Genomic DNA, 18421 nt, shown 5'->3' with positions numbered 1-18421 from the left:
AACGGAGTGATGACTCTCCGTGCTGACCGTCATACGTGTGAGGATTACGTCCCGTGCACCCACCTTCACCCCGGCCGTTTGACCCGCTCACCACCGGCGCGGTCGGGCTGGCCGTGGTCGCCGTGTCGTCGTCCGCGCCGCTGATCGCGTACGCCGCCGCTCCGGCGCTGGCCATCGCGTTCTGGCGCAACCTGCTCGCGGTGGCCGTCCTGAGCCCTTTCGCGCTGGTCCGACGCCGCGCCGAGTTCCGCAGACTGACAGTGGGCGCGGGGCGGCGGGAGGGCCTGTTCTGCGTCCTGTCCGGGGTCGCCCTCGCCGGGCACTTCGCGACCTGGGTGCCGAGCGCCCAGCTCACCTCGGTCGCCACCTCCACCGCCCTGGTCGCCACCCAGCCGGTCTGGCAGGGGCTGATCGCCCGCGCCCAGGGGCGTCCGCTGCCCCGGGTGGTGTGGACCGGCATCGCGGTTGCCGTCGGCGGCGCGGCGGTCGCCACCGGAGTGGACGTCGGCGTCTCCGGCCGGGCCGTCCTCGGTGACGTGCTGGCGCTGATCGGCGCCATGTTCGCCGCCGTCTACACCGCCTTCGGGGAACGGGCCCGGGTCAGCATCAGCACCACCACCTACACCACCATCTGCTACGGGATCTGCGCGCTGATCCTGCTGGCCCTGTGCCTGGTCGGCGGCGTGCGGCTGACCGGCTTCGACGGGCGTACCTGGCTGGCCATCCTGGCCCTGGTGGCCGGTGCCCAACTGCTCGGGCACTCGATGTTCAACTACGCCCTGCGGAAGATCCCGGCGACCACGGTGAGCGTGCTGATCCTGCTGGAGGCGCCCGGCGCGGCCCTGCTCGGCTGGGCCTGGCTGGGGCAGGTGCCCCGCCCGTACGCGTTGCTCGGCATGGCGATGCTGCTGGCCGGCGTGGCGGTGGTGGTGCTGGGCGGTGCCCGCGCCGGCCGCCGTGCGGCCGAACCCACAGCCCTGCCCGCCGACCCGACGCCACTGTCCGACCGATCGACCGACACGACGTGAGGAACCCCGACGCTGGTTCCCTCCGCGGCGGGCCCGCCCGGCGTCTGTCCGGGTGAGGAGGGCGATCCGTTGACGACTGAGGACCGCACCCGGGACGGCTTCGCCGACTTCGTCCGGGCCGAGACCGCCGGGCTGACCCGGCTCGCGTACCTGCTGACCGGTGACCGGCATCATGCCGAGGACCTGGTCCAGGTGGCACTCGCTCGGGTCGCGGTGCGGTGGGAGCGGATCGCCGACCCGCGCGCCTACCTGCGCCGGGTGCTCTGCACGCAGGCGGCCAGTTGGTGGCGCTGGCGGCGGGCCCGCCCACCGGAGCGGCTGGACGGGGCGCTGCCGGAACGCCCCGGGCCGGGTGACGACACCGATCTGCGGCTGGTGCTGTCGGCGGCGCTGGCCCGGCTGACGGCGCGGCAGCGCGCGGTCCTCGTGCTGCGCTACTACGAGGACCGCACCGAGACGGAGACGGCGGAACTGCTCGGCTGCCGGGTCGGCACCGTGAAGAGTCAGACCCGCCACGCCCTCGGCCGGCTCCGTGTCCTCGCCCCGGAGTTGGCCGAACTTGTCGGCCGTGACCCGCAGGAGGTGGCCCGGTGACCGCTCGGCTCTCCGAAACGTTGCGTCGCCTCGCGGACGACGTGCCGCCCGCGCGCGTACCGGAAGGGCTCTTCGACGCGGCGCGGACCCGGCACCGTCGTCGCCGGGCCGTCGTCGCCGGCGCGCTCGCCGTCCTGGTCCTGCTCCTGGGCACCGGGTACGCGCTGCACCCGGTCGCCCTGCCGATGCCCGCCAGCCCCCGGCACGACGCCCCGGGCCTGCCCACCCGACTCGCCGACCCGCCGCTTCGGACCGCCTCGGTGCGGGCGTCCGCGCCGGGTGCCGCGGCGATGCTCTTCGGCGGCCCCGCCGTGCGCACCAACTGGCTCGAGACCCGGATGGCTGTGGTGGCCGCCGACGACGACCGCTACCGCGTGCTGGACGGCGACCCGGTCGTCGCGGGCTTCGAGGCGATGCTCTCCCCGGACGGCCGGTATGTCTGGATGGGCACGTCGCTGCTCGATCTGAAGTCCGGAAAGACCACCAAGGATCGCCCGGACGGCTATCCACTCGCCTTCGCGCCCAACGGGAAACGCCTGGTCTACGCCGACGACGACACCACGTTCACGTCCCCGAACACCTACTCCACCCCGTACGTGGGGGTCTACGACCGGGATCGCGGAGCGGACGTGCTGCGGGTGCGGGTCGGCACCACCTGGGTTCCGCCGGGGCGCACCGCCGCGCTGTCGCCGGACGGCGGCGACCTCGCCCTCCAGTTGCGCGACGAGGTCTGGCTGGCCCGGGTGGACGACGCGGGCGCGGATCGGGTCGCCGAGCCGTACCGGAAGATGCCGTTGGCGGGCGGACGGCTCGCCGGGGCGGGGTCCTGGCTGCCGGACGGCCGTTCGGTTGCTGTCCTCGGCCGGTCCACCTGCACCGACTGCCCGGTGCCGTCCTACCGACGCACCTGGACGCTGGTTCCGCGGTCCACAGTCGACGGCACCCCGCTGGCCGGCGCGGCGTTCCCGCCGCTGCGCTCCCGCTCGTTCGTGCAACTGCTCGGCTGGCGCTCGGCGGACGAGGCGGTCGCGTTGGTCGGCGTACCGGGCCCGGCGGCGGTGGACAGCCCGGAGGAGCACGACGTCGCCTGGGGGCCCTATCACGAGGTCGGCACGGAGGCGGTGGAACTCGTGGTGCTACGTCGGGGCTCGACCGCGCCGGAGGTGCTCTTCCGGACGCCGGAGGGCATCACCGACCTGTCGGTCGCCGCCGACCTCGCGATCGACGGGGCGGTACGCGAATCCGGCCGTCCCCACTACGGGCCGCCGCCGTTCTGGGCGCTCGCGGCGGGGTTCGTCCTGGCGGTCCTGGTCGCGCTGCCCGTGCTGTCGTGGCTGCGTCGCCGGCGCGCTCGACGGTCAGACCGACTCCTGCGCGGCGGCTAACCCTCGTGCACCTCGATGACCCGGGTGGTCGGGGCGGCCTCGCCGAGGGCGGCACGCAGGGCCGCCCGGTCCGGGTCGGCGAGGAACGACTCGTAGCCGGCCCGTCCGGCGAACCGGATCACGTGCACCTCGGTCTGCCCGTCGGTGCCGTGCAGGCGCTGTTCCAACCGGCCGCCGTGCCGTTCCAGCAGGGCCAGCACGGCGTCCTCGTAGCGCCGTCCGGCGGCCTCCGCCCCGACGGCGAACTCGACGATCGCGACGAGTGTCAGCTCATCGGCCCGGTCAGTCATCGAGACCGACCGCCTTGGCGCTCGCCGCCCAGAGCCGGGCGGCGAGCTGCGGATCGGCCGCCTTCCGGAGCGGTCGACGCGGGCGCCGGTCGACGTAGTACCCGCCGTTGATCAGTCGGGAACGCTCCTGGTTGGCCAACCACACCAGGGTCTCGGCGCCCTTCTCCGGGCTGCGGAACGGCATGAAACGCATGCCGAACGCGACGATCCTGCTGTCGTTGGCGAACCGGGTCCGGACCACACCGGGGTGGAAGCTGTACGAGGCAACGTCCGGCCAGCGCCGGGCCGCCTCGGCGGCGAACAGGACGTTCGCCTGCTTGCTGGTGCCGTACGCGCCCATCGGCCGGTAGGCGCGCAGCGACTTGTTCAGGTCGTCCGGGTCGAGTGCGCCGAAGCGGTGCGCGCCGGAGGCGGTCACCACGACCCGGCCCAGCCGGTCGGCCAGCAGGTTCGTCAGCAGGAACGGGGCCAGGTGGTTGGCCTGAATCGACATCTCGAAACCGTCGACGGTTCTCAGTGGTTGCAACGCGATCGCGCCGGCGTTGTTGGCGAGCACGTCGATCCGGTCGTACGTCGCCCGCAGCCGCTCGGCCAGTCGGCGTACGTCGTCGAGGATGGCGAAGTCGGCCCGGAACAGCTCCGGACGTTCGCCGGAGTTCTCCCGTACCCGTTCGGCTGCGGCCTGCAGGCGCGCCGGGTCCCGCCCGACCAGCACCACCTGGTCGCCACGGCAGGCCAGCTGCACGGCGGCGGCCAGCCCGATGCCGGAGCTGGCCCCGGTCACCACCACCAGTCGGCGCCCAGTGAGATCTTCCACAGGTCCATTCACCCCGGTCATGGCGCGAGGTTACCGTGGCGTCACAACGCCCTTTGGGATCGTTAAGGTCCCGGATCCGTCGTCAGGTGGCGTCGGCATGCCCGCCGGACGCTGGAAGGAGCGCATCCATGGCCGCAGTCGGTCGCCCCCGCAGGTCCTGCCTCGCCGTGCCGGGCTCCAGCGTGAAGATGCTCGGCAAGGCCCAGGGCCTCCCGGCCGACCAGGTCTTCCTCGACCTGGAGGACGCCGTCGCACCACTGGCCAAGCCGGACGCGCGCAAGAACATCGTGGCCGCCCTCAACGAGGGCGACTGGGGAGGCAAGACCCGGGTGGTCCGGGTCAACGACCTGACCACCCCGTGGACCTACCGGGACGTCATCGAGGTCGTCGAGGGCGCCGGCGCCAACCTGGACTGCATCATGCTGCCGAAGGTGCAGACCGCCGACCAGGTGCGGTGGCTGGACCTGACGCTCACCCAGATCGAGAAGACGATCGGCCTGGAGGTTGGTCGAATCGGCATCGAGGCGCAGATCGAGAACGCCGCCGGTCTGGTCAACGTGGACGCGATCGCCGCCGCCTCGCCGCGCGTGGAGACCATCATCTTCGGCCCCGCCGACTTCATGGCGTCGATCAACATGAAGTCGATGGTGGTCGGCGGCCTGATCCCGGACTACCCGGGCGACCCGTACCACTACATCCTCATGCGGATCCTGATGGCCGCGCGGATGCACGACAAGCAGGCCATCGACGGCCCGTTCCTGCAGATCCGCGACGTCGACGCGTTCCGCGAGGTGGCCAAGCGCTCGGCCGCGCTGGGCTTCGACGGCAAGTGGGTGCTGCACCCGGGCCAGATCGACGCCGCCAACGAGGTCTACCAGCCGGCGCAGGCCGACTACGACCACGCCGAGTTGATCCTCGACGCGTACGAGCACTACACCTCGGAGGCCGGCGGCCGGCTCGGCGCCGTGATGCTCGGCGACGAGATGATCGACGAAGCGTCCCGCAAGATGGCGCTGGTGGTCGCCGCGAAGGGCCGGGCCGCCGGGATGAGCCGTACCTCGTCGTTCACCCCACCGGAGCAGTGACCGGCCGGGCCGGGACGACCGCCGCCGGCTGCCGATCCGGCCCGACAATCGCCGGTACGCCGGCCGGCCCGCCCGCCGGTCAGTAGCTGCCGCTGCTGTTGTCGCTCGTCGCGATCGCGTAGACGATCGCGGCAACGTAGAAGAGGATGATCAGCACCAGGAACCCGGTGAGGATCCAGCCGACGATGATGGCGGCCTTCGCCATCCCCGCCCCGCTCTCGCCGCTCTGCCGGATCTGCTTCTGCGCCACGTGCCCGAGGATCGCGCCGATCGGCGCGGTGATGCAGGACGTGAAGCCGATCAGGGCCAGCACGAACGCCGCGATCGCCAGCCCGTTGGTCTTCGGCTGCTGCGGGTAGCCGTAGCCGGGGTACTGCGGCGGATAACCGGGCTGGGCATATCCGGGCGGCGCATACCCGGGCATCGGCTGGGTCGCCGGCTGCTTCGCGCCGGCGTACGGGTCGACCGGGGCGTACGGGTCCGGGGCGTACGGGGCGGGGGCGTAGGGGTCGACCGGGCCAGGTTGCGCGGGCACCGGCTGACCGGCCACCAGGGTCGGATCCGGTGCGGGGCTCGACGGCTGGGCCGACCACGTGGGATCGCTCCAGTTGCCGGGCGGCGGGGGATTGGTCATACGAACTCTCCGTCAGGTTGGGGTGCGGAGACAGGGTAGCCAGCGCTGCCCAAACCCGACGCCCCCGCTTCCGGGTGCCGCGTTGCTCGGGCCGGTCGTAACGGGCAGGATCCCTGACATGGCATACGACGCGCGCGCCGCGGACCGCTCCGGCAGTCGACCCCGACGGGACGTCAGCCGCCCGGGCGCGGGCCGGCGCGCCCGGACCGCCGCCCCGGCGGGCAGCCCCGGCCCCGACGAGCCGGTCGCGCTCACCGACCCGGTCACCATGCGCCTCGACGGGCGGGTCGCCCTGGTCACCGGGGCGGGCAGCCCGGACGGCATCGGGTACGCCACCGCCCGTCGACTCGCCGACCTGGGCGCGCGGGTGGCCATCGTCTCCACCACCCGACGCATCCACGAGCGGGCGACCGAGCTGGGAGTCACCGGTTTCGTCGCCGACCTGACCGACGAGTCCGAGGTCGGCGCGTTGGCTGATGCCGTCGCCGAGCAGTTGGGCGATGTCGAGGTGCTGGTCAACAACGCCGGCCTGGCCAGTCGCGCCAGCCAGGGGGTGCTGCGGCCGGTAGCGCAGCTGACCTACGACGAGTGGCGCGGCGAGATCGACCGCAACCTCTCCACCGCGTTCCTGTGCAGCCGCGCCTTCATCGGGGGGATGGCCGAGCGGGGTTGGGGCCGGATCGTCAACCTGGCGGCCACGGCCGGCCCGGTCAACGCCCTGCCCACCGAGGCCGCGTACGCCGCGGCGAAGGCCGGGGTCGTCGGCCTGACCCGAGCGCTGGCCATGGAGATGATCGCCGACGGGGTGACCGTCAACGCGGTGGCGCCCGGCACCATCTACACCGCGGCATCCACCATGGCCGAGATCAAGCAGGGGTTGGGCACCCCGGTGGGGCGACCGGGCACCCCGGACGAGGTCGCCGCGGCGATCAGCTTCCTCTGCTCGCCGGCCGCCTCGTACATCACCGGGCAGATGCTGGTGGTGGACGGCGGCAACAGCGTCCGCGAGGCCCGCTTCCGCTGACCGCCCGTTCGTCAGTAGCCGTTGCTGTCGCCGGAGTTGCCGAAGGCCACCAGCGCCAGCCAGCCGCAGCAGGCCAGCACGGTGAGCCCGGTGAAGACGTAGCCCAGGATCAGCCCCCAGGTCGCGAGCTGGTCGCCCTCCTCACCACTGGTACGGATCTGCCGCTTGGCCAGGTGACCGAGGACGGCACCGGCCGGCGGAAAGACGAAGGCGAACACCAGCGACAGGATCGCCAGCACGTTCGTGCCCCGACCCGGGCCGGCCGGCGGTGGGCCGTACTGGCCGTAGGGGCCCTGCGGGGGGTACGGCGGCTGCTGGCTCCAGTGCGCCGACTGCTGGGGGCCCTGGTGGCCGTACGGCGACGGTTCGCCCGCCGGCGGCCCGTACGGTGAGCGTTCCGCTGGCAGCTCGTACGCCGGCTGGTCCGGCTGCGGCGCGTACGGTGGCTGGCCGGCCGACGGTGGCGCGTACGGCGACTGGTCCTTCGGTGGCTCGTAGGGTGACGGCGGCGGCTCGTCCTCGGGTGGCCCCGACGGCGGTGGGTAGCTCACAGCTGTCCTCCTCCTGCCGGTGCCGGAAAAGTCCCTCTTGCCGGACGCTACCCGCAGCGGTGAACCTTTTCACAGCGGTTGTGTGGACTGGTCACCTTGGCCTGCTCGACCCGAGGGGCCGATACTGACCCAGCGTTCAGTTACCCATGAGTAGTGCGCGGATCCCCGGAGGCTGAGATGGCCAGACTCGCCCAGACGCCCGGCCTGACCGATGTGCAACAGTCGATCCTGGAGACCGTTCGGGACTTCGCCGACAAGGAGATCATCCCGCACGCGCAGCGGCTGGAGCACGCCGACGAGTACCCCACCGACATCCTCGACGGCATGCGCGAGATGGGGCTGTTCGGCCTCACCATCGACGCGGAGTACGGCGGCCTCGGCGAATCACTGCTCACCTACGCGCTGGTGGTGGAGCAGTTGTCCCGGGGCTGGATGTCGATCTCCGGCATCGTCAACACCCACTTCATCGTGGCGTACCTGATCTCCCAGCACGGCTCCGCCGAGCAGAAGGCCCGGCTGCTGCCGAAGATGGCCACCGGCGAGGTGCGGGGCGCGTTCTCCATGTCCGAGCCCGAGACCGGCTCCGACGTCTCGGCGATCAAGTCCCGGGCCGTTCGCGACGGCGACCGCTACGTGCTCAACGGGCAGAAGATGTGGCTCACCAACGGGGCCTACTCCTCGGTGGTGGCCACCCTGGTCAAGACCGACACCGGCGCGGAGTCCGTCTACGGCAACATGAGCACGTTCCTGCTGGAGAAGGAGCCCGGCTTCGGCGAGACCGCCCCCGGCCTCACCATCCCCGGCAAGATCGAAAAGATGGGCTACAAGGGCGTCGAAACCACCGAGATGGTGCTCGACGGCGTGACGGTGCCCGACTCCGCGATCCTCGGCGGTGCCGACCAGGTCGGCCGTGGCTTCTACCAGATGATGGACGGCATCGAGGTGGGCCGGGTCAACGTGGCCGCCCGCGCCTGCGGCATCTCCATCCGCGCCTTCGAGCTGGCGGTGAGCTACGCCCAGCAGCGCAAGACCTTCGGCCAGCCGCTCGCCAAGCACCAGGCGATCGCCTTCAAGCTCGCCGAGATGGGCACGAAGATCGAGGCCGCGCACGCCCTCATGGTCAACGCCGCCCGGCTCAAGGACGCCGGCCAGCGCAACGACGTGGAGGCCGGGATGGCCAAGCTGCTCGCCTCGGAATACTGCGCCGAGGTCGTCCAGGAGGCGTTCCGCATCCACGGCGGCTACGGCTACTCCAAGGAGTACGAGATCGAGCGGCTGATGCGGGAGGCCCCGTTCCTGCTCATCGGCGAGGGCACCTCAGAGATCCAGAAGACCATCATCTCCCGAGGCCTCCTCAAGCAATACAAGCTCTAACCCCCACCCAGCCCTCCACGGCCCCCACCCTCCACGCCCCACCCCGCGCGGCCCCCACCCTCCACGCCCCGCCCCGCGCGGCCCCCGCCCCACCCGGCCCCGACCCCCTCGCCCCGCCCCGTCGATCATGGAGTTGTGGTGGGGGACAGATGCGGCAAAAGACCGTGAATCTGGCACCACAACTCCATGATCGACGGCGAGGCAGGGGTCACGCCCGTGATCGACGCAAGGCCAGGCCGGCTGGCCGCCCGCCCCTCCGTCGATCTTGCACTTGCTGTTGCCTTATTGACCCTTATGCCGGTCTTGTCGCGACAGTAAGTGCAAGATCGACGAGAGCTGGAGCGAGAGCGGGGCAGGGCAGGGCAGCGCGAGGGCAGGGCAGCGCGAGGGCAGGGCAGCGCGAGGGCAGGGCCGGGCGAGGGCGGGGTGGGTCAGGGTAGGCGGGTCAGGTTGGCGGCGGCGCGTTCGACGATGAGGCAGCGGTCCTCGACGTAGTCCATGCCGGCCTCCTCGGCGATACGCCGGGCCTCGGCCGAGACGATGCCCAGTTGCAGCCAGACCGCGGGGGCGCCGATCGCCGCTGCGTCCCGCACCACCTGCACGGCGTCGGCCGCCGGCCGGAACACGTCCACCAGGTCGACGGGGTGCGGAATGTCGGCGAGGGTCTTGTAGGCCCGTTCCCCGAACAGTTCGTCGACCGTCGGGTTGACCGGGATGATGCGCCAGCCGTACTGCTGCATCTGCAACGGCACGCCGTGCGCGGCCTTGAACGGATCGCGGGACGCGCCCACGACGGCGATCACGGCGGATTCGGCGAGGATCTGCTGAGCGGTACGCACCCGCCGACTGTAGCTCCGATCAGAGCAGCGTCAGCTGCTCGGCTGAGGGTGGCGGCGACTCGGGCAGGTTGCGGTTGTCGCCCCGCTCCCCGCGGTGCAACCCGTGCCGCCGGGCGGCGATCCGCACCCGAGCGGTCAACTCCCGCTGGTACGCCTGCGGCGCGTACGCGCCGGCCCGGTACAGCTCGCGGTAGCGGGGCACGAGGTGCGGGTGCTCGCTGGCGAGCCAACGTGCGTACCACTCCCGGGCGCCGGGGCGCAGGTGCAGGGGCAGTGCGGTCACGCTCGTCGCGCCGGCCGCGGCGATCGCCGAGACGGTGGTGTCGATCGACTCGTCGCTGTCGCTGAGGCCGGGCAGGATCGGGGCCATCAGCACCCCGACGGAGAAGCCGGCGTCGGTGAGCGCCCGGACGGCGTCCAGTCGGCGGCGCGGGTGTGGGGTGCCGGGCTCGACGGTGCGCCAGAGGTGCTCGTCGACGAACCCCACCGAGAAGGAGATGCCTACCGTGGTCACCTCGGCGGCCTCGCGCAGCAGCGGCAGGTCGCGCAGGATCAGCGTGCCCTTGGTGAGGATCGAGAACGGGTTGGCGAAGTCGCGTAGGGCGCCGATGATCTGCGGCATCAGTCGGTAACGACCCTCGGCCCGCTGGTAGCAGTCCACGTTGGTGCCCATCGCCACGTGCGCGCCCCGCCAGCGCGGCGCGGCCAGCTCCCGCCGGACCAGCTCGCCGGCGTTGACCTTGACGATCACCTTCCGGTCGAAGTCCGCGCCGGCGTCGAGATCGAGATAGGTGTGCGTGTTGCGGGCGAAGCAGTTGTGGCTGACCACTCCGTTGGCAATGAAGTCTCCGGTGCCAGTGGTGATGTCCCAGAGCGGCAACTCCAGCCCGAGTGCCTCGATGCCGACAACCTTGAGGGCGCCCTGATGTTTCAGTGCTCCACCCTCGATCGACCGCTTCCGAGTGATGGCAGGGTCGGTCAGGTGAAAGAACCGGAGCCGGGCGGCAAGGCCCCCGGTCAGCCTGATCTCCCGCACCCGGTTGGGTCGGCCGCGGTCTTCTCGGACGCAGGCGAAACTGAAATGGCGCAGCGCTGCCGTCGTCTGGTCGAGGATGGCGTCGCCGCTGTTGCTGATGCGCAGGACGCCTTTGCTGCAACTGCCCTCGGCGTCAAAGATTCCGGCCAGGAAGCCAAGCCGCCAGTCGTCGCTGGGCTCGACCGGCCAGCGGATCAGGTCAGCGATGGTCTCGATGTCCCGCTGCTTCGAGGTGCGGATGGCGGTTATCGCACGTCGCGTGGCGCTGACCTGCGCGAAAGCGAAACGCTGCGTCTTGATCCCTTCGAGGGTGAGGTACCGCTCACTGCGGTTCAATGCCTCATCATCGGCCAACGCCAGCCGGAACCGGTGCACCGTCCCGTACGAGTGGGAGAACGTGCCCAGGTGCGCGTCTCCGCGCACCATGCCGCACAGGTAGCCCCGGCGGTAGTCGAGTGACTCCTTGGGCCCAGGGGCGAACCGACCGGTACCGATCAGGCGGTTGTTGGTGGTCAGGTAGGGGCGTCGGGCGTGGCCTTGCATGGCGCCGGTGACGTACTTCCAGCCACGGTCAGAGAGGAACCGGTGGTCTCCGCTGGCGATGAGGGTCGTTCCGTCCTCCAGTGTGACCCGGTAGGCCGGCTTCACGGTGGACCACTTGTCGAGGACAGTGGTGATCACGTATCGGCGGTAGGTGCCCCGTCGCTCGGTCCCGTAGATGCGGTCACCCGACTCAAGTTCGCTGATCGGCTTCGTGCGGCCGTCCGCCATCAGAATCGGGGTGTCCGCGCCCAGGCAGTAGCGACATGCATGAGTGCATCCTCGGTACGGGTTGATCGTCCACTCGAACGGGACGCGGGACTGCCCGGGCACCCGGTTGAGGATGGACTTGGCCTGCACCTCGTAGAAGGTCATCCCGGCGAACTCCGGGGTGTCGAAGGTGCGGGCGACGGCGCCGGGCAGCGCCAGCGGCAGGGGTGGCGTCGCTGGCGCTGCCCGCTCGGGGTCTCCCTCGACCGGGGGAGCGGTGAGGTTGTCCCAGCGCATGGCCACTATTCGAACACGCGTACGAGACGGGCGCAAGTGACCCGCCGTACACCGGTGGGCGTCCGGGTGGTCGGAGAGGGGAGGATGGACGTTATGGAGACGTCGACCTTCGTCTACGACGGGGACTGCGCGTTCTGCACGAGCTGTGCGGAGTTCATCGAGCGCCGCATCCCCACCGCCGCACGTGTGGTGCCCTGGCAGTTCGCCGACCTGGACGCGCTCGGTCTCACGGTGGCCGAGTGCGAGGAGGCCGTGCAGTGGGTCGGCGCCGACGGCTCGCGCGCGGCCGGTCCGGACGCCATCGCGAAGCTGCTGGCCGCGAGTGGCCCGCTCTGGCGGGTCGCCGGCGCCGGCCTGCGGATTCCTCCGGTACGCGTCGCGGCCTGGCCCTTGTACCGCTGGGTGGCGCGCAACCGGCACCGACTTCCCGGCGGCACGGCGGCCTGCTCCCTGCCACAGGAGGCTCGGGAGCGGCTCTACGGCCCGAGCGGTCGCCCCAGCGCCGGAGCCTGACCGTCGAGCGCCGGCTCCGCGCCGGCGCCTGCCGAGCCCTGGCCGGTCGGCACCGGGTCGGCGTCCGTCGGGTCGGCTGGAGGAGCGTCGGCTGGAGGAGCGTCGTCGGGAGTGTCGCGGCCGACGAGCCGGCGTGCCCAGACCAGCGGACGTACCCGCTCCAGCGGCAGGAAGCTGGTCATCGCGGCCAGGTGCGGCGCGAACGAGATCGTGATGGTCGCGATGGTGACCGCGTGGAACGAGTAGAAGAAGCCGACCATGGCGAGTCGCCAGCGGGGTGGCAGGAAGAAGACCACCGGGCTCAGCAGCTCGAACGCCACGATGCCGAACTGGGCGACGATCAGCAGGTACGGCACCTGGGCGATGAGGTCGGCCAGGTCGGTGCCGCGCCGGATGATCGCGCGGGCCAGGACCGAGCCGGTCAGCCAGTCCAGGCCGCCGAAGCGCAGCTTGGCGAAGGCGGCCAGGAAGTACGTGCAGATCACCGCGATCTGGGTGACGCGTAGGGCCCAGCCGCCGGCCTCGGTGCGGGTGGTGTCGCCGTGTCGGGCGCGGCCTGCGGTGGGCAGCACGGCCAGTGCGACGAGCAGCCCGAAGCGGTCGTGGTCGACCTTCCCGTAGCTCATCGCGATGATCATCCACTCCAGGTACAGCGCGCAGACCGCCCAGCCGAGCAGCCGGGGCGCTCGTCCGGTGGCGGCGAGGAGAGCGAGCAGCAGCAACGCCCAGAAGATCACCGTCACCAGCGTCTCGGTCGGCGTCGGCAGTGGGAGCAGGCGGCCGATCAGGAGTGGTTGGTACAGGTCGCCGGGCACGCTGACCCGGGTGCGTACCCAGGGGGTGAAGATCACCAGGTCGGCGGCGACGAACAGGTAGATCAGGGTGCGGAAGGCGGCCACCCGGCCCCGGGGAACGGCCTCGGTCAGCCAGCGGTTCATCGGGTGGCCTGCCAGCGGACGACGGTCTGGTCGGTGTGCTGGCCGGTGGGTCGGCCGGCGCGGATGCCGTGCCAGCGGATGACGATGCGGACCTCGACCAGCGCGGGGGCATCCGGGTGGCGTTCGGCGTACGCGTCGGCGACCTCGGTGAGCAGCGTCGGGTCGGCGGCGTACCGGGCCTGCTGACCCTCGATCTCGGCCCGGCGGATGCCTGTCGCGTTCTGGTCGAGGTCGATCACCGCCCCGGAGCTGTTCACCCCCTCGACGCGCGTGTCGGGGGCGGGTGCGTTCGGCGGGTTGGAGGTGGAGTACATCCGGAACGGGCCGAACGGGAAGTCGTCGTCGCTGCCCCAGAAGGTGCCGACGACGAGCAGGACGAGGCCCAGTGCGGTCGCGCCCAGCCGGGTCACGCGCCCGCGGGTGGTCAGGTTCTCCATCGGGTCGTGACGATACGGGATGTACCGACGGCCTCGGGTCCCTCCGCCGGCCAGTTCGGCCTGACCAGGCAGGTGATCATGCGAGTCGGCGGGGTACGACGAAGGCCGGGCCCGCACCGGGCCCGGCCTCGCGTGTCGTCGACTCAGTGGTTGTGCTCGGCCAGCTGCTTGCGGACGTCGTCCATGTCCAGCGCCTCGACCTGCTCGATCAGGTTCTCCAGCGCGGACTCGGGGAGGGCGCCCGGCTGGGCGAAGACGATGACGCCGTCGCGGATCGCCATGATCGTCGGGATCGAGCGAATGTCGAACTTGGCGCCCAGCTCCTGCTGAGCCTCCGTGTCGACCTTGCCGAAGACGATGTTCTGGTGCTTCTCCGAGGAGCGCTCGTAGACCGGGGCGAACCGCTTGCACGGACCACACCAGTCGGCCCAGAAGTCGACCAGGACGATGCCGTCGTTGCCGGTCACCTCGTCGAAGTTCGCCGAGGTCAGCTCAACGGTTGCCATTGCACTCTCCGATCACCGCGGTTTATCTACGTCCCGTAGAACCAGGGCTGACCGTATCGAATTCCCGGGGGGTGGGGCACGAAACGTGCCCGGGGCTGCCGGGGGGTGCCGACGGTCATCGACAGGCATCTGTTCACACCCGACCTGCGGAACGCAAGTGCATGACGCACTTGCGTGACCTGCGGTAATGGGAGCGTTTCCAGGGAGATCCGCGCGATTGAGCACTACGAATCGGTAACTTGGGCCCTGACAAGGAGGTATCCGGCCTGCGGAGATCGCTGATCAACCTTCACTTCGTCACGGACAGTAGTGTTACAAAAAGATAAATGTGACCGCGATCTCTGTTGAAGCTACGCACCCGTAGGGCAGAATTCCTCACATCAGAGCGTGGGCGGCGGGTGCCGGGGAGGGCCCCGCCGCTCATTGCGTCTCCCCCCAGGCGTGTGACCGGTGTGACATTTCCGCCGTCGCCGCGCCCCGCCGGTCGCCTTAACCATCGGTAAGGCATGCTGTGCCGAACTTCATCGCCGCCCGTCGAAGGGACCAGCATGCAGTTCGGTCGCTACTACGAGGAGTTCGAGGTCGGCGCGGTCTACCGGCACTGGCCGGGCAAGACCGTCACCGAGTACGACGACCACCTCTTCTGCCTGCTCACGATGAACCACCATCCGCTGCACATGGACGCGCACTACGCCGCGACGGCCAGCCAGTTCAAGCGCAACGTCGTGGTCGGCAACTACATCTACTCACTGCTGCTCGGCATGTCGGTGCCCGACGTGAGTGGCAAGGCGATCGCCAACCTGGAGGTCGAGTCGCTGCGGCACGTCGCGCCGACCTTCCACGGTGACACGATCTACGGCGAGACCACGGTGCTGGACAAGCGGGAGTCCGGCTCGAAGCCCGACCGGGGTGTGGTGTCGGTGGAGACCCGCGGCTACAACCAGGACGGCACGATGGTCTGCGTCTTCCGGCGCAAGGTCATGGTCCCCAAGCGGGAGTACGCGGCCGCCGCGGTGCCCGACGGCGTGGACCCGGAGCGGCCCAGCTTCCCCGAACCGCGCTGACGGGACGCGGCGGGCTCGACCGTCGACGAACACACCGGGCTTCTTCCCCCGTGGGTCTGCCGAGGAAGGGGCCCGGTGCCCGTCGCTGGGCATATGCTGACGCCGGAGGTTCCGATGAGCCACTCCGTCGCGGGAGAGCCGTCCTCTGCCGGCCGCCGAGCCGCGCCCTTGACCACTGCTGTCTACTCCGCCGTCGAGTGGGATCTGCTCACCAGCCTGCCCGGTCGGGTTCTCGTGGCCGCCGCGGCACCCGGTCCTGGGCGGACGGAGCGTCCAGTGACGGCCGGCCTGGCCGGTCTGGACGCCGTGGCCGCGGGCCGAGCCTCCGACAGTGACCTGGTCCGAGCGGTGGTCGCCACGATCTACGCCCGCCACGACGGCACCCCACAATCCGCCGAGCGGCTCACCGACCTGGTGGACCTGCTGGCCGCCTGCCGTGCGGCGAGCCGGGTCCTCCGCCGGCTGGCCGACCCCGCCGACTCGGCCGCGTACCGCCAGTGGGTGCAGTCGGTCGCGGCCCGGGTCTGTCGCGCGGTGCCCGGCACCGGCGCGCGCCGGGTGGACCCATCGGCCAGCCCGGCGGACCGACGTTTCCTGGACCGGCTCGGTGCCGCCCTCGACCTGGGCTGACCGGCAGGTCGGCGCGGCCGACGCCGACGCGGTCCGTACCCTCTGATGACCGTGACCGACGACCAGCTTGAGGTGGGCGTGGGCCCCTGGCCGGGGGACCCGCCGGACGACAGCCGCTACGACCCGCAACTGCTCGCGGAGGGGGACCGGCGCAACGTCGTCGACCGCTACCGCTACTGGCGGCACGAGGCGATCGTCGCCGACCTGGACCGGCACCGGCACGGCTTCCACGTCGCGATCGAGAACTGGCAGCACGACTTCAACATCGGCACCGTGGTGCGTAACGCCAACGCGTTCAACGCCGCCGAGGTGCACATCGTCGGACGGCGGCGGTGGAACCGGCGCGGCGCGATGGTGACCGACAGGTACCAGCACGTACGGCACCACGAGACGATCGAGGAGTTCGTCGCCTGGGCGGCCGAGCGGCGCCTGCCGGTGTTCGGCATCGACAACCTGCCCGGGTCGCGTCCGCTGGAGACCGGCACCCTGCCGCGCGACTGCGTGCTGCTGTTCGGCCAGGAGGGCCCCGGCCTCTCCGCGCCCGCCCGCGCCGCCTGCGACCAGCTCTACTCCATCGCCCAGTACGGCTCGACGAGGTCGATCAACGCGGGCGTGGCCAGCGGAATCGCCATGCACGCCTGGATCCGCGCGCACGCCGGCACGCCGCCGGACTGACCCACGTACGGTGCCGAATCGGACGTTCCGGCTTGACGTGCCGGCGGTCCGGGGAGACGGTGGGGATGTGAGTGTCGCGGTGAGTTGTCCGAGATGCGGGGGCCCGGTACGGGCGCCGGATCTGATGAACACCGACTCGAGATGCGTGCGCTGCGGCCCGGTGCCGCCGCTGCACGTGCCCGAGCACATCGGAGCGGACATCGTGGCGAGCGTGGTGGAACGGATCACCGCGACCGGCGATCCACCGGTGACACCGCTGTGGTGCCCCTGGCCGCTGCCGCCCGGTTGGACACTCACCGGCGTGGCGTACGCCGGGGACGACCGCACGGGTGTGCGGGCGACGGTGGTGGCCTGCGCCGGCCCCGCGCCCCTCGGTGGTGGTCCGGCCGATCTGGTCTTCGTGGCCGAGGAGCCCGGTGTCGGCCTGGGCACCCGGCTCGCCGGTCTGGCCGGCCCGGATCCGGGGCCGGAGTTGGTGGACGCGTTGACCGACCCGGGGTCGGGTCATCCTGACCACGTCGGACAGGCGAAGATCAAGGTCGGCGGGCACCCCACTCCACTGTGGTTGGTGAATTCTCCAACGGATCGAAGCGCGTACGCCGGCGAAGCTCGGGGAATGTGGCTCCATGCGATAGCCTGGCCGGCGAGTGCGGGTCACCTGCTCGCGGAAGACGTCGTGCTACACGACCTGACCGAGTGGACTCCGCCCGAGCTCGTGTACGGCGCACCGTCCCCGTATCTACCCGGGAGACCTTGACAAGTCTCCCGGTTTGACGGAGAACGGACGCAGATATTCACTGTACGACACCACACTGATACTCTGGGTGCCGCTGCGGTAATGGGACCCGGCGCCGCGCGAGAGGATGGCCCGCCATGGTCAAGAAGGTCCTCACCTGGGCCGGAATCGCATTCTTGATCTTCTTCGTCGCCTACCGACCAAACTCGGCGGCGGACGTGTTCAAGTCGCTCGGCGGCGGGATCATGGATATCGCCCAGGGTTTCGGCGACTTCTTCACCAGCCTCGTCGCCTAGCCGCCGATGGGCAGCCCCTCCGGTCCACCCTTCGACCCGGACGACCCCGACCGGGCACGCCGCGAGCGCGACACCGAGCCGATCCCGCGGATCGGGCCCGATGACGGCCCGGGCTACGGGGCCGGTCCCGGCCTGTCCGACGGTCCGTCCCTTTCGGACGACGTCGGCTATGGCGACGGGCCCGGCTATGCCGGCCAGGGTCGTTCCGGTCGGGGTTGGATCCGTGATCCGGAGGCCAGCTACCAGCCGCCCCAGATCTCCGAGGACGAGCTGGCCGGGTTGCGTGCCGACGCGACCGGCTCGACCCCTCGGCGGGTGCTGCCGCTGGAAGACGAACCCAGTTCGCTGGTGGCTCGCTACCTCTTCCCCACCGAGCGCTACCGGGGCGAGTGGAAGCGGCACTGGATCCACCTCAGCAACCCGCTGTTGATCGGCGTCGCGGCGACCTTCGTGCTCGGCTATCTCTCCGGGTTCCTCGCCGGTCAGGACGTCGGCGCGTTGACCACCATCGCCGTGCTGCTGTGGTTCGCGGTGATGGGTTGGGTGGCGTGGAAGGTCGCCGACTGGTGGTATGACCGGTTCATCCTGACCAACAAGCGGGTCATGGTGGTCAACGGCATCGTCACCCGCAAGGTGGCGATGATGCCGCTGGTCCGGGTCACCGACATGAAGTACGAGCAGACTCCGACCGGCCGGGCGCTCAACTACGGCACCTTCGTGCTGGAGTCCGCCGGTCAGGAGCAGGCGCTTCGCGAGGTCAAGAATCTGCCCAACCCGAACGAGCTCTACCTGCGCGTCGTCGAGGAGATGTACGAGCCGCAGGCCGTCGAGGCGCGGCTCGGCAAGGAGGCCGACGAAGCCAAGGCCGACGACGGGGCGTGAAGGTTTTCGACCGAACATCGGAGCAAGTGCGCACCTTTCG

The 18421-nt window shown here is 70.8% G+C and carries 22 protein-coding genes; 13 read left to right on the top strand and 9 right to left on the bottom strand.

The genetic code is table 11. From position 1 onward, the window contains the following. Positions 1-53 precede the first annotated feature (53 nt). The 3 genes from ACZ6NZ_RS01120 (at position 54) to ACZ6NZ_RS01110 (ending at position 3007) form a co-directional block, all read left to right on the top strand. A complete protein-coding gene (locus ACZ6NZ_RS01120) occupies positions 54-1028 on the top strand; it encodes a DMT family transporter (protein ID WP_465854701.1) in 975 nt (324 codons plus the stop codon). A gap of 69 nt (positions 1029-1097) precedes the next feature. Continuing rightward, positions 1098-1622: a SigE family RNA polymerase sigma factor gene (locus tag ACZ6NZ_RS01115; RefSeq protein WP_279515046.1), complete on the top strand. Its 525-nt coding sequence runs from the start codon at positions 1098-1100 to the stop codon at positions 1620-1622. Next, positions 1619-3007, top strand: coding sequence for a WD40 repeat domain-containing protein (locus tag ACZ6NZ_RS01110; protein ID WP_465854699.1), 1389 nt, complete (start codon positions 1619-1621; stop codon positions 3005-3007). The genes ACZ6NZ_RS01115 and ACZ6NZ_RS01110 overlap by 4 nt, the downstream gene beginning before the upstream one ends. Here ACZ6NZ_RS01110 and ACZ6NZ_RS01105 read toward each other — a convergent pair. After that, positions 3004-3297, bottom strand: coding sequence for a hypothetical protein (locus ACZ6NZ_RS01105; protein WP_465854697.1), 294 nt, complete (start codon positions 3295-3297; stop codon positions 3004-3006). The two genes, ACZ6NZ_RS01110 and ACZ6NZ_RS01105, sit on opposite strands and share 4 nt — an antisense overlap. Continuing rightward, on the bottom strand, positions 3290-4114 hold the full coding sequence (locus ACZ6NZ_RS01100; protein ID WP_465855894.1) for an SDR family NAD(P)-dependent oxidoreductase: 825 nt from the start codon (positions 4112-4114) through the stop codon (positions 3290-3292). Before ACZ6NZ_RS01100 ends, ACZ6NZ_RS01105 begins: the two co-directional genes overlap by 8 nt. Before the next feature lie 128 nt (positions 4115-4242). Here ACZ6NZ_RS01100 and ACZ6NZ_RS01095 point away from each other — a divergent pair, with 128 nt between their 5' ends. Continuing rightward, the gene (locus ACZ6NZ_RS01095; RefSeq protein WP_465854695.1) at positions 4243-5199 is read left to right on the top strand and encodes an HpcH/HpaI aldolase/citrate lyase family protein; all 957 of its coding nucleotides are present in this window, start codon (positions 4243-4245) and stop codon (positions 5197-5199) included. Positions 5200-5278: 79 nt separating this feature from the next. Here the strand turns inward: ACZ6NZ_RS01095 and ACZ6NZ_RS01090 are convergent, their stop codons facing one another. Beyond that, positions 5279-5833 (bottom strand): DUF4190 domain-containing protein, encoded by a 555-nt coding sequence (locus ACZ6NZ_RS01090; RefSeq protein ID WP_465854693.1) that lies wholly within the window; start codon positions 5831-5833, stop codon positions 5279-5281. A 118-nt stretch (positions 5834-5951) separates the two neighbouring features. Here ACZ6NZ_RS01090 and ACZ6NZ_RS01085 point away from each other — a divergent pair, with 118 nt between their 5' ends. Further along, complete coding sequence (locus ACZ6NZ_RS01085; protein ID WP_366605329.1) at positions 5952-6857, top strand: SDR family NAD(P)-dependent oxidoreductase; 906 nt, start codon at positions 5952-5954, stop codon at positions 6855-6857. Positions 6858-6868: 11 nt separating this feature from the next. Here ACZ6NZ_RS01085 and ACZ6NZ_RS01080 read toward each other — a convergent pair whose 3' ends face one another. After that, positions 6869-7408 carry a DUF4190 domain-containing protein gene (locus ACZ6NZ_RS01080; RefSeq protein ID WP_465854691.1) on the bottom strand — a complete coding sequence of 180 codons (540 nt, stop codon included), beginning with the start codon at positions 7406-7408 and terminating at the stop codon, positions 6869-6871. 177 nt (positions 7409-7585) lie between these two features. On the opposite strand from ACZ6NZ_RS01080, the gene ACZ6NZ_RS01075 reads away from it, so the two are divergent. Continuing rightward, complete coding sequence (locus ACZ6NZ_RS01075; RefSeq protein ID WP_465854689.1) at positions 7586-8782, top strand: acyl-CoA dehydrogenase family protein; 1197 nt, start codon at positions 7586-7588, stop codon at positions 8780-8782. 431 nt (positions 8783-9213) lie between these two features. On the opposite strand, the gene ACZ6NZ_RS01070 is transcribed toward ACZ6NZ_RS01075, so the two are convergent. After that, the gene (locus tag ACZ6NZ_RS01070) at positions 9214-9621 is read right to left on the bottom strand and encodes a CoA-binding protein (protein WP_357195475.1); all 408 of its coding nucleotides are present in this window, start codon (positions 9619-9621) and stop codon (positions 9214-9216) included. A gap of 19 nt (positions 9622-9640) precedes the next feature. After that, positions 9641-11704, bottom strand: a complete 2064-nt coding sequence (locus tag ACZ6NZ_RS01065; protein ID WP_465854686.1) for an intein-containing Rv2578c family radical SAM protein — start codon at positions 11702-11704, stop codon at positions 9641-9643. A gap of 93 nt (positions 11705-11797) precedes the next feature. Between ACZ6NZ_RS01065 and ACZ6NZ_RS01060 the strand changes: the two genes are divergently transcribed. Beyond that, positions 11798-12217 (top strand): thiol-disulfide oxidoreductase DCC family protein, encoded by a 420-nt coding sequence (locus ACZ6NZ_RS01060; protein WP_465854684.1) that lies wholly within the window; start codon positions 11798-11800, stop codon positions 12215-12217. On the opposite strand, the gene ACZ6NZ_RS01055 is transcribed toward ACZ6NZ_RS01060, so the two are convergent. The 3 genes from ACZ6NZ_RS01055 to trxA all read right to left on the bottom strand — a co-directional run bounded on the left by ACZ6NZ_RS01055 (position 12181) and on the right by trxA (position 14098). Continuing rightward, positions 12181-13155: an MFS transporter permease gene (locus ACZ6NZ_RS01055; protein WP_465854682.1), complete on the bottom strand. Its 975-nt coding sequence runs from the start codon at positions 13153-13155 to the stop codon at positions 12181-12183. The two genes, ACZ6NZ_RS01060 and ACZ6NZ_RS01055, sit on opposite strands and share 37 nt — an antisense overlap. Then, positions 13152-13592: a hypothetical protein gene (locus ACZ6NZ_RS01050; protein ID WP_112673919.1), complete on the bottom strand. Its 441-nt coding sequence runs from the start codon at positions 13590-13592 to the stop codon at positions 13152-13154. Before ACZ6NZ_RS01050 ends, ACZ6NZ_RS01055 begins: the two co-directional genes overlap by 4 nt. A 143-nt stretch (positions 13593-13735) precedes the next feature. Beyond that, on the bottom strand, positions 13736-14098 hold the full coding sequence (gene trxA / locus ACZ6NZ_RS01045) for a thioredoxin (protein ID WP_030329190.1): 363 nt from the start codon (positions 14096-14098) through the stop codon (positions 13736-13738). 548 nt (positions 14099-14646) lie between these two features. Between trxA and ACZ6NZ_RS01040 the strand changes: the two genes are divergently transcribed. The 6 genes from ACZ6NZ_RS01040 to ACZ6NZ_RS01015 all read left to right on the top strand — a co-directional run bounded on the left by ACZ6NZ_RS01040 (position 14647) and on the right by ACZ6NZ_RS01015 (position 18381). Then, positions 14647-15162, top strand: a complete 516-nt coding sequence (locus ACZ6NZ_RS01040; RefSeq protein ID WP_030486570.1) for a MaoC family dehydratase — start codon at positions 14647-14649, stop codon at positions 15160-15162. A 114-nt stretch (positions 15163-15276) separates the two neighbouring features. Continuing rightward, on the top strand, positions 15277-15792 hold the full coding sequence (locus ACZ6NZ_RS01035; RefSeq protein WP_465854679.1) for a hypothetical protein: 516 nt from the start codon (positions 15277-15279) through the stop codon (positions 15790-15792). Between the two features lie 51 nt (positions 15793-15843). Next, positions 15844-16467, top strand: a complete 624-nt coding sequence (locus tag ACZ6NZ_RS01030; RefSeq protein ID WP_465854677.1) for a TrmH family RNA methyltransferase — start codon at positions 15844-15846, stop codon at positions 16465-16467. Positions 16468-16477: 10 nt separating this feature from the next. Further along, positions 16478-17224, top strand: coding sequence for a DUF6758 family protein (locus ACZ6NZ_RS01025; protein WP_465854675.1), 747 nt, complete (start codon positions 16478-16480; stop codon positions 17222-17224). 116 nt (positions 17225-17340) lie between these two features. Next, entirely contained in the window at positions 17341-17499 is a 159-nt protein-coding gene (locus ACZ6NZ_RS01020; RefSeq protein ID WP_007455302.1) for a hypothetical protein, read from the top strand. 6 nt (positions 17500-17505) lie between these two features. Continuing rightward, complete coding sequence (locus tag ACZ6NZ_RS01015; protein ID WP_366605313.1) at positions 17506-18381, top strand: PH domain-containing protein; 876 nt, start codon at positions 17506-17508, stop codon at positions 18379-18381. The last annotated feature ends 40 nt before the right edge of the window (positions 18382-18421 follow it).

The sequence above is a fragment of the Micromonospora sp. NPDC047756 genome (assembly GCF_055587245.1).
Note: the sequence above shows the minus strand (reverse complement) of the source record. Positions and strands in the feature narration are given on the sequence as shown.

Excerpts from the sequence above, each read along its gene's own strand:
- ACZ6NZ_RS01105 (WP_465854697.1), bottom strand. The coding sequence starts at position 3,297 with ATGACTGACCGGGCCGATGAGCTGACACTCGTCGCGATCGTCGAGTTC.
- ACZ6NZ_RS01095 (WP_465854695.1), top strand. The coding sequence starts at position 4,243 with ATGGCCGCAGTCGGTCGCCCCCGCAGGTCCTGCCTCGCCGTGCCGGGC.
- ACZ6NZ_RS01090 (WP_465854693.1), bottom strand. The coding sequence starts at position 5,833 with ATGACCAATCCCCCGCCGCCCGGCAACTGGAGCGATCCCACGTGGTCG.
- ACZ6NZ_RS01085 (WP_366605329.1), top strand. The coding sequence starts at position 5,952 with ATGGCATACGACGCGCGCGCCGCGGACCGCTCCGGCAGTCGACCCCGA.
- ACZ6NZ_RS01075 (WP_465854689.1), top strand. The coding sequence starts at position 7,586 with ATGGCCAGACTCGCCCAGACGCCCGGCCTGACCGATGTGCAACAGTCG.
- ACZ6NZ_RS01065 (WP_465854686.1), bottom strand. The coding sequence starts at position 11,704 with ATGCGCTGGGACAACCTCACCGCTCCCCCGGTCGAGGGAGACCCCGAG.
- ACZ6NZ_RS01060 (WP_465854684.1), top strand. The coding sequence starts at position 11,798 with ATGGAGACGTCGACCTTCGTCTACGACGGGGACTGCGCGTTCTGCACG.
- ACZ6NZ_RS01055 (WP_465854682.1), bottom strand. The coding sequence starts at position 13,155 with ATGAACCGCTGGCTGACCGAGGCCGTTCCCCGGGGCCGGGTGGCCGCC.
- ACZ6NZ_RS01050 (WP_112673919.1), bottom strand. The coding sequence starts at position 13,592 with ATGGAGAACCTGACCACCCGCGGGCGCGTGACCCGGCTGGGCGCGACC.
- trxA (WP_030329190.1), bottom strand. The coding sequence starts at position 14,098 with ATGGCAACCGTTGAGCTGACCTCGGCGAACTTCGACGAGGTGACCGGC.
- ACZ6NZ_RS01040 (WP_030486570.1), top strand. The coding sequence starts at position 14,647 with ATGCAGTTCGGTCGCTACTACGAGGAGTTCGAGGTCGGCGCGGTCTAC.
- ACZ6NZ_RS01035 (WP_465854679.1), top strand. The coding sequence starts at position 15,277 with ATGAGCCACTCCGTCGCGGGAGAGCCGTCCTCTGCCGGCCGCCGAGCC.
- ACZ6NZ_RS01020 (WP_007455302.1), top strand. The coding sequence starts at position 17,341 with ATGGTCAAGAAGGTCCTCACCTGGGCCGGAATCGCATTCTTGATCTTC.
- ACZ6NZ_RS01015 (WP_366605313.1), top strand. The coding sequence starts at position 17,506 with ATGGGCAGCCCCTCCGGTCCACCCTTCGACCCGGACGACCCCGACCGG.